Source organism: Haloechinothrix sp. LS1_15, from assembly GCF_033042135.1.
Lineage (GTDB): Bacteria > Actinomycetota > Actinomycetes > Mycobacteriales > Pseudonocardiaceae > Haloechinothrix.
In genome coordinates, this window is the sequence record NZ_WBXM01000006.1 from 284,732 (window position 1) to 293,535 (window position 8,804).

The 8,804-nt window shown below is 70.0% G+C and carries 9 protein-coding genes; 2 read left to right on the plus strand and 7 right to left on the minus strand.

Translation table 11 applies throughout. The annotated features are described in order from the left end of the window. Positions 1 to 65: 65 nt before the first annotated feature. From F8178_RS12025 to menD, 7 genes are all read right to left on the minus strand, one after another. Positions 66 to 728 (minus strand): NuoB/complex I 20 kDa subunit family protein, encoded by a 663-nt coding sequence (locus F8178_RS12025; protein WP_396345381.1) that lies wholly within the window; start codon positions 726 to 728, stop codon positions 66 to 68. Between the two features lie 99 nt (positions 729 to 827). Then, on the minus strand, positions 828 to 1,271 hold the full coding sequence (locus F8178_RS12030; protein WP_317494855.1) for an NADH-quinone oxidoreductase subunit A: 444 nt from the start codon (positions 1,269 to 1,271) through the stop codon (positions 828 to 830). A 420-nt stretch (positions 1,272 to 1,691) separates the two neighbouring features. After that, on the minus strand, positions 1,692 to 3,002 hold the full coding sequence (locus tag F8178_RS12035) for a geranylgeranyl reductase family protein (RefSeq protein WP_317494833.1): 1,311 nt from the start codon (positions 3,000 to 3,002) through the stop codon (positions 1,692 to 1,694). A 73-nt stretch (positions 3,003 to 3,075) separates the two neighbouring features. Beyond that, on the minus strand, positions 3,076 to 3,819 hold the full coding sequence (locus F8178_RS12040) for a demethylmenaquinone methyltransferase (protein ID WP_317494834.1): 744 nt from the start codon (positions 3,817 to 3,819) through the stop codon (positions 3,076 to 3,078). A gap of 50 nt (positions 3,820 to 3,869) precedes the next feature. Further along, positions 3,870 to 5,009, minus strand: coding sequence for a glycosyltransferase family 1 protein (locus F8178_RS12045; protein ID WP_317494835.1), 1,140 nt, complete (start codon positions 5,007 to 5,009; stop codon positions 3,870 to 3,872). A 65-nt stretch (positions 5,010 to 5,074) separates the two neighbouring features. Next, on the minus strand, positions 5,075 to 5,527 hold the full coding sequence (locus tag F8178_RS12050; protein WP_317494836.1) for a DUF3592 domain-containing protein: 453 nt from the start codon (positions 5,525 to 5,527) through the stop codon (positions 5,075 to 5,077). Further along, positions 5,524 to 7,200, minus strand: a complete 1,677-nt coding sequence (gene menD / locus F8178_RS12055) for a 2-succinyl-5-enolpyruvyl-6-hydroxy-3-cyclohexene-1-carboxylic-acid synthase (protein WP_317494837.1) — start codon at positions 7,198 to 7,200, stop codon at positions 5,524 to 5,526. The genes F8178_RS12050 and menD overlap by 4 nt, the downstream gene beginning before the upstream one ends. Positions 7,201 to 7,308: 108 nt before the next feature. Here menD and F8178_RS12060 point away from each other — a divergent pair, with 108 nt between their 5' ends. After that, positions 7,309 to 8,262 carry a 1,4-dihydroxy-2-naphthoyl-CoA synthase gene (locus tag F8178_RS12060; RefSeq protein WP_317494838.1) on the plus strand — a complete coding sequence of 318 codons (954 nt, stop codon included), beginning with the start codon at positions 7,309 to 7,311 and terminating at the stop codon, positions 8,260 to 8,262. A gap of 336 nt (positions 8,263 to 8,598) precedes the next feature. Then, on the plus strand, positions 8,599 to 8,804 hold a 206-nt coding region (locus F8178_RS12065), incomplete at its 3' end, for a hypothetical protein (RefSeq protein ID WP_317494839.1).

Here is an 8,804-nt window from a genome sequence, read left to right on the forward strand (position 1 = left end):
GCCGCGAAGCCTCGCCGGGTGTTTCCTGCTCGGTGGTGGGTTCGTCAGGTTCGGTCACGCTGGCCTCATCGCTCCTCAAGCAGCTCGAGCGGGATCGTCGTGCGGCGCTTGCCCTCCACCTCGTTGGCGGGGACGTCGGCGAGCCGGGCGTCGCGGGTGGACTTGGGGGCGAAGCGCACCGAGGAGGGCGGCAGTGCCCGCACGGCCTCGTCCTCGCCGAGCTCCGCCTCGCGCTCGGCCTTCTCCGCGGCGCGGCGCGGGCCGAGCGGTTCCTCGCTGATCTTCGCGTGCAGCTTCAAGATGGCATCCATCAACATCTCCGGCCGCGGCGGGCAGCCGGGCAGGTACATGTCCACGGGGACGACGTGATCGACGCCCTGCACGATCGCGTAGTTGTTGAACATGCCGCCGGAAGAGGCACACACACCCATCGAGAGCACCCACTTCGGCTCCGACATCTGGTCGTAGATCTGCCGCAGCACCGGGGCCATCTTCTGGCTCACCCGACCGGCCACGATCATCAGGTCGGCCTGCCTCGGCGAGGCGCGGAACACCTCCATGCCGAACCTGGACAGGTCGTAGCGCGGCCCCCCGGTGGTCATCATCTCGATGGCGCAGCAGGCGAGGCCGAAGGTCGCGGGCCACAGCGAGGATTTGCGGGACCAGTTCGCCAGCTTCTCGACGCTGGCGAGCATGATCCCGCTCGGTAGCTTCTCCTCAAGACCCATGGTGGATCCCTCCCGTATTGGCCGCGGTGCTCATCGAGCCGCGGGCGGTACTCACCGGACCGCTCACCGCGCGTGCCGCGCGGACCGGTCGCGTGCGGCTCAGTCCCATTCCAGACCCCCTCGGGCCCACTCATACACGTACGGGATCGTGATCGCGACGATGAAGATCGTCACCGCGACGAAGCCGAACAGCCCGACGGCGTCCGCGGCGACCGCGTAGGGGTACAGGAAGACCATCTCGATGTCGAACAGGATGAACAGCATCCCGGTCAGGTAGAACTTCACCGGGATCCGGCCGCCGCCGACCACCGGATCGGGGGACGCTTCGATGCCGCACTCGTAGTACTCGACCTTCGCCCTGTTGTACCGCTTCGGACCGATCAACGGAGCGAGGATGACCGAGAACAGCGCGAACCCGGTGGACAGCGCGATCAACAACACCAGGGGGAGGTAGGTCTCCACCGCGCTGGCGGCAGGCTCGCCTTGCGCGAGGGTCAACTCGGCGGCTGCTGCAGCAGGCGCGACTGGTGAGCTTCCGAGCATGGGCACCGCTGTCCTTTCTCGCCCCGTATCACAGCCGGTGCGGGCTGGCCGGGTCCTACGGTCCTCGCAACTCCCTTCCGGGCGCTGCCGTCCGGGCTCTGCGGGCACCCTAAGGACCCGGGGTGGTGGCCGGATCGTTCGGGTCACTGCTTGTGAACACATTCACAAGGTCGCTCGCCGTGTTGTGAATGCATTCACAAGTTCTGGCCGTAGTCTAGGACGCGTTTCGCGCGTCGGTGACGTGGCCCCCCAACCGAGCAATGCTCACGTTTTCCGGACCATCCAGGTACCGATCGCTGCCGGGGGTATGCCCGCTACCAGCGACAACTTCGGCGGTATACGCTCGCCCGCGCGCGGTCGCGGGCTCGCAGGCCGCGTGACCGTACCAACCCGAGGCCGGTAGCGAGAAAGATCACACCCTCACGCGCTCGGTGTGAGCCGGGAAGCGATCGAGATCAGCCGGTCAACCGCATCCCCGCCGCGCTCGTCGTAACAGCCGGACATGCCCTTGTAGATCAGCGGGAGCAGCTGCCTGATCCGCAGGCCGTACTTGGTCGACGCGCGCATCACCGAAGGCTTCCCGATGGCCTTCGCGAACAGGTTGCCCAGCCGGTAATAGCCACCCATGTGGTCAGCCAGCGCACGCGGATAGCCCTCGAGCGCCCGTTCCCGCGACCTGCCCTCCGGCCGGGCCAGTGCCTGCACCACGCACTCGGTGGCGAGCTGGGCCGACTCCATCGCCGCGGAGATCCCCTCGCCGTTGAACGGGCTGACCATGCCGCCCGCGTCGCCGAGCAGCAGCAGCCCGTCACGGTAGTGCGGTTTCCGGTTGAACCCCATCGGCAGTCCCGCGCCACCGATCCGGCCGGTGGCGTTGCCCTCGCGGAAGCCCCACTCCTCCGGCGTGGAGTCGAGCCACGACCGCATCAGCGCCCGGTAATCGGTGTTGCGGAACGCCTTGCTCGTGGACAGCATGCCGAGCCCGACGTTGACGGTGCCGTCGCCGAGCGGGAACGCCCACCCGTAGCCGGGCAGCAACCTCGGGTTGGCCGGATCCCTTCGATCCCACAGTTCCAGATGCCCCTCGATCATCTCGTCGTCGTGCTTAGGGCTCACGTAGTAGCGGCGTACGGCCACCCCCATCGGCCTGCTGTCGAGCTTGTCGATACCCACTGACAGCGCCAACCTGCCCGACACACCGTCACAGGCCAGCACCAGCGGGGCCCGGTAACTCACCGGCTCCTTCTCCTGGCCCATCTTGCCTCGGACGCCGACCACCCGGCCGGTGCGCTCGTTGACGATGGCCTCCGTCACCGTCGTCCGTTCCACCAGCCGCGCCCCTGCCTTCTGTGCGGTGCGCGCCAGCAAGTCGTCGAAGTCGTGCCGAGTGCGCGACACCCCGTAGGGCGGGTAACTGGTCAGCTCTGGCCAGTCCAGCTCGATGGTGTGCTCGCCTGCCAGGATGCGCAGTCCCCTGCTATGCACCCAGCCTGCCTCCTGGCTGGTGTCGATGCCCAGGTCGATCAGCTGCTTGACGCCACGCGGGGTCAGGCCATCACCGCAGACCTTGTCACGGGGGAAGCTGGTCTTCTCCAGCAGCAACACGTCCACCCCCGCACGCGCGAGGTAGGTCGCCACCGTCGATCCCGCAGGGCCTGCCCCGACGACGATGACCTCGGCGTCGTCGCCCGCTGCCTGCCGTGGTGTGCTGCTCGTGGCGCCGGTGCTCATGGCGCCACTGTAGTGGTGCCATCAGCCGGAACCCCCACGGCACCGTCACGGATGTGACACGCGGGACGTGCCGTCACTCCCCCTGCTCGGCCTGCTCGGCCTGCTCGCTTCGCTCGGCCTGCTCGGTCTGGTCCTGCCTGATGGCCCGGTGGATGGCGACCACGCCGAAGGTGAGGTTGAGCCATTCCACCTCGGTCCAGCCCGCGTCGGCGATGAGCCTGGCGAGCTCGCGCTGCTGGGGCCACGCCGCCATGGATTCCGCGAGATAGGAGTAAGCCTCCGGGTTCGACGAGACACGTTTTCCGAACCAGGTCAGAAGCCGCATCAGGAACCTGGTGTGGACGAAGCGGACGAGCGCGTTCGGCGGGGTGGAGACCTCGCAGATCACCAGCCTGCCTCCCGGCTTGACCACCCGGTGCAGCTCGACCAATGCCGCCGCGGTGTCGACGAAGTTGCGAAGCCCGAACAGCACGGTCGCGGCGTCGAAGGAGGCGTCGGCGAACGGCAGGTGTAACGCGTCCGCCGCGACCATCGGTACCCCGCGCTGCTTGCCGTTGCGCAGCATCTCCACCGAGAAATCGGCCGCGACACACCAGGCCCCGTGCCTGGCGAACTCCGCGGTGGACACCCCGGTCCCCGCCGCGAGATCGAGCACCCGATCCCCGTGGGTGGCATCGAGCACCTTGGCGGCCACGTTCCGCCAGCGACGATCGAAACCGAAGGTCATCACCGAGTTCGCGCGGTCATACCCCTTGGCGACGCCGTCGAACATCGCAGCGACTTCGCGGGGATCCTTGTCCAAGTTCGCGCGCGACATACCGCCGAGCCTAGGAGGATCGGTCATCCCCCGCACGGGCGGGCCACCGGTCAGGCCACCAGATCCCGTGGCCGCCCGCCGGTCGGCCGCAGCCCGGTGACCGCGCTGTAGTGATCCAACAGCTCGTCGCAGATCGCGGACCAGCTACGCGCGAGCACCGCCCGCCTGCCCCTTGCCCCCATGACCGCGCGCAGGCGGGGGTCAGCGAGCTCGCCGAGCCTGCCGCACATCGCCGAGGCGAACCGCTCACGCTCGACCGGCAGCAGGTAGCCGGTCTCGCCGTCGCGCACCAGGTCCTTCGGCCCGCCTGCTGCGGGGGCCAGCACCGGCACGCCGGAGGCCATCGCCTCCTGCACGGTCTGGCAGAACGTCTCGTGCGGACCGGTGTGCACGAAGACGTCCAGGGCCGCGTACACCTCGGCCAGTTCCTCGCCGTACCTGGGGCCGAGAAACGTCACCCCTGCCAGGCGGGAACGCAACGGTTCGAGCTCCGGACCGTCGCCGACGACCACGACACGCACGCCGGGCACGTGCCGCAGGGCGGCGAGCCGGTCCACCTCCTTCTCCGGCGCGAGCCTGCCGACGAACCCCACGAGTAATTCGTCGCGGGCGGCGAGCGCGGCGCGCATACCGGTGCCCGCCCTGGCCGGGGTGAACCGTTCCGCGTCGACGCCGCGTGGCCACAGATGCACCCGCGGGATGCCGTGACCGCGCAGCTGTTCCACCGACTCCCTTGACGGGGCGAGCGTGCGATCGGCCATCCCGTGGACGCGGCGCATCCAACGCCACGCGGCCCGCTCCGCGAAACCCAGCCCGTAGGCGCCGGCGAACCCGGGCACATCGGTCTGGTAGACGGCAACGCTCGGGATACCCGCCCGGCGCGCCACCCGTACCGCGTGCGCGCCCACCACGAACGGCGAGGCCAGGTGCACCACGTCCGGCGCGAACCGCCGGAGGGCATGAGTCAGCGCCCTGGTCGGCACCCCGACCGGAAGCGAGTCCACCACGGGTAGCTCGTAGGCCGGAAGCCGGATCACCCTGGTGTCGCGATACTCGGTGTCGCCGGAGCCGGGCGCGACCACCAGCACCCGGTGGCCTGCGTCCCGCAGGTGCTCGATCACCCGGAGCACCGAGTTGGTCACGCCGTTGACCTGCGGAAGGAAGGATTCCGTGACGATCGCTACGCGCACACCGTCACCGTCACAACCGGGGGTGACCGGGTGGCCACCCTGCGGGTGGCGGTGGCGCGAACAGCTCAGGAACGTCCGCTGACGGCGGTCCGGGCGTGCTCCCGCTCGCCGCGCCGCAGCCACAGCAACAGCGGGGTGGCAACCAGCCACACCACCAGGACCGTGGAACCGAGCGGCAGCAGCGTCACCATCGCCGTGCGCTCGGCCACCCGGACCAAGGCGGGGTCGTCGGTGGCGAACTCGACAGCCACCAGCTGCCCCTCAGCCAACCCGTGCGAGTACAGCACGCCGTTCGGCGGGATGTGCACCGTGCCGTCCGCCGTCTCGAACCGCACCACGGCCCTGTCACGCTCCACCGACGTCACCTCGGCATTGGCGGTGCCGAGCGAGGAGTCGATCCGGGCATCGTTACGGAACGCCGCGATCACCAACCCGAGCGCCAGCAGCGTGACCAGGCAGGCGACGGTGAGCACGGCCCGGAACCCGAACAGCCGCAGCCTGCCGGGCGTCCGCGTCACCCCAGGGCTCCCGCCACCGCGGCACGCAGTTGCTCGTGCAGCTCGCGGCGGGAACCGCGGTCGGCGGTGATCTCCACCACGCGCAGCCCCCGTGCCGGGCGCAACGCCTCCCGCAGCTCCTCGCGGGTGCTCGCTACGGTGTGCGCCACCCGGTAGCCCGCGCACAACGAGCCGATGTCGGAGCCGTGCGGCGTGCCGAAGACCCGCTCAAAGCTGTGCGCGTGCTCGGCGGCGCCTTGCTCCAGCAGCGAGAAGATGCCCCCGCCGTCGTCGTTGAGCACCACGATCGTCAGGTCCGGCCGCGCATCATCGGGGCCGAGCAGCAGCCCGTTGAGGTCGTGCAGGAAAGCCAGGTCGCCGAGCAGCGCGTACGACGGCCCCCGGTGGGCGCTGGCCGCACCGACGGCGGTGGAGACCAACCCGTCGATCCCGGCCACGCCCCGGTTGCGGTGCACGACCACGTCCGGCCGCGCGTGCCCCGCGGCGAGCGCGACGTCCCGCGCCGGGTTCGAGGAACCGACCACCACCAGCGACTCCGACGGCACGGTCTCGACGAGCTCGGCCGCGACCCCGGGACCGGTGGGCCACGGCGCTGCGGCGAGGGTACGAGCGACCGCGCGCCGCGCCGCGGCGTCCGCCTGCTGCCAGCGCTCCAGCCACGCCGGATCAGCGGGTTTGGTCGGCTCGGCGAACCACTGCCCCACCTGCCGCACGTTGTGAGATGGCGCAGGCCAGTCGGTGTCCGGGCGTACCAGCAGCACCTCGACGTCCTCATCGGCCAGCAGCGCCTCGACCTGGCGGAACACCGTCGGCCGGCCGATGCACAGCACCTGCTCCGGCTTGTGCTCGGCCACGAACTCCGGCGCGGCCAGCAGCCACGCGCCGCTGGTCAACGCGGACCGACCGGACAGGCCAGCTGCGCCGGTCTCGGAGATGATCGGCCAGCCGTGCTCGGCAGCCCACTCGCAGGCCGCGCGCACCCCCGAATCGCAGGCGATCACCAGACCACAGCGGGCCGAAGGGACCACGAAGGCCGGGAACGCGCCGAAGTCGGGGAGTTCGGTCCAGCGCTGACCGTTCTCCCTGCCGTCGAGCGACTCACACCACGGCGAGCCCTCGCCCGGCGGGTCCGGCACCAGCGGTTCGCGGAACGGGATGTTCAGGTGCACCGGTCCCGAACGCCACTCGCCGTAGGCCGCGTTCCACGCCCGGCAGATCTGGCTGCGCCAGTACGCGTTCTGCCCGGGACGCCGCTCGGCGACGGCCAGCTCGTCGAAGTAGCGGACGGCATCGCCGTAGAGCCGTTCCTGCTCGATCACCTGGTTGGCTCCCGCCGACCGGAGCTCGGCCGGCCGGTCCGCGGTGAGCACGATCAGCGGCACGCCCGCCCGGTCCGCCTCGAGCACGGCCGGGTGGAAGTTGGCGGCCGCGGTCCCCGACGTGCACACGACCGCGGCGGGCCGCCCGGTGCGCGCGGCGATGCCGAGGGCGAGGAACGCGGCCGAACGCTCGTCCACCCGGACGTGTAGCCGGACCCGTCCGGCCTCGGCCGCGTCGTAGAGCGCCATGGACAGCGGGGCGTTGCGCGAGCCGGGGCAGACCACCACGTGCGAGACGGTGTTGCGGATCAGTTCGTCGACGAGCACGCGTGCCTGCGCGGTGGAGGGGTTCATCGGCAGGTCCCTTCCCGCTGCGGGCGGCGAGGCGTGTTCGGCGGCGTCAGCACACGAACCAGTCTCCCATCGGCTCGGGGTGCGGCCACGGCAACTATTCTCGCAATCGTGCCCGATCCAGAGACTCCGGTGACCGCCGATGCGAACCGCCCGGTATCCGAGCTGTTCGACCCGAGCGCGTGGCGCGAGGTCGAAGGCTTCGACTTCACCGACATCACCTACCACCGTTCCGTCGAGAGCCGCTCGGGTAAACGCGTGCTCCGCGTGGCCTTCGACCGCCCCGAGGTGCGCAACGCGTTCCGCCCGCATACCGTCGACGAGCTCTTCCGTGCGCTCGACCACGCCAGGATGTGCTCGGATGTCGGGGCCGTGCTGCTCACCGGAAACGGGCCGTCCCCGCACGACGGCGGCTGGGCCTTCTGCTCCGGTGGTGACCAGCGTATTCGCGGACGCTCCGGATATCAGTACGCCAGCGGCGAGACCTCGGACACGGTCGACCCCGCGCGGGCGGGCAGGCTGCACATCCTCGAGGTGCAGCGGCTGATCCGGTTCATGCCCAAGGTGGTGCTCGCGGTGGTGCCCGGCTGGGCGGCCGGTGGCGGGCATTCGCTGCACGTGGTGTGCGATCTCACGATCGCCTCGGCCGAGCACGCCCGGTTCAAGCAGACCGACGCCGATGTCGGCTCGTTCGACGGCGGGTTCGGCTCGGCCTATCTCGCCAGGCAAGTGGGGCAGAAGTTCGCCAGGGAGATCTTCGCGCTTGGCCGGACCTACACCGCCGAGCGGATGCACGCCATGGGGGCGGTCAACGCCGTGGTGCCACACGCCGAGCTGGAAGCCGAGGCGTTGCAGTGGGCGTGGGAGATCAACGGCAAGTCGCCCACGGCGCAGCGCATGCTCAAGTACGCGTTCAACCTGATCGACGACGGGCTGCCAGGGCAGCAGGTCTTCGCCGGCGAGACCACCCGGCTGGCCTACATGACCGACGAGGCCGTCGAGGGCCGCGACGCGTTTCTCGCCAAGCGCGAGCCGGACTGGACGGAGTACCCGTACTTCTACTGAGGTCACGGTGACGCGCGGGAACCTCGCGGATCGTCGCGCACCCTTGCTACAGCTGACCATGATGACTATCGCGGTCATCGGAGATCATCGCCCTGTCGGACGAACTCCATGAGCAGGCCTGGAGCGTGGCTGAGGCCGAGGCGCGGCTGAGCGACTCCGACCTCGACGTCGCCGGGCTGGCGCGCGGCAGGTGTACCGGTGGAGTGCCCGTGGCACGGAGGAGCTATCGACACGAGACCGCCAGAGCAGTTCACCAGAGCGGATTCGTACTCGAACATACTTGCGAGTATCGAATATGCGTTCTATTGTGGGGGGTGATGGCTGGAGGGGTGGAGGTTGCGCTTCCCGAGCCCGGCACCGCGTGGTGGCGGGCCGAGCTGGGCGGAGCTGGTCGAGCAGCTGCACGCGTTGGAGGTGCAACGGCAGGCGGCGGCGATTCAGGGGGAGATCCTGGCCGAGATGGCTGATCGGGGGCCGTTGGCCGAGTACGGCTATCCCAGCCTGCCCTCGCTGCTGCGCGACGTCCTCCAGGCGGATCTGGC

Bases quoted from the DNA above. Each gene is read 5' to 3' on its own strand.
- F8178_RS12030 (WP_317494855.1), bottom strand. From the start codon at position 1,271: ATGCTCGGAAGCTCACCAGTCGCGCCTGCTGCAGCAGCCGCCGAGTTG.
- F8178_RS12035 (WP_317494833.1), bottom strand. From the start codon at position 3,002: ATGAGCACCGGCGCCACGAGCAGCACACCACGGCAGGCAGCGGGCGAC.
- menD (WP_317494837.1), bottom strand. From the start codon at position 7,200: ATGAACCCCTCCACCGCGCAGGCACGCGTGCTCGTCGACGAACTGATC.
- F8178_RS12025 (WP_396345381.1), bottom strand. From the start codon at position 728: ATGGGTCTTGAGGAGAAGCTACCGAGCGGGATCATGCTCGCCAGCGTC.
- F8178_RS12040 (WP_317494834.1), bottom strand. From the start codon at position 3,819: ATGTCGCGCGCGAACTTGGACAAGGATCCCCGCGAAGTCGCTGCGATG.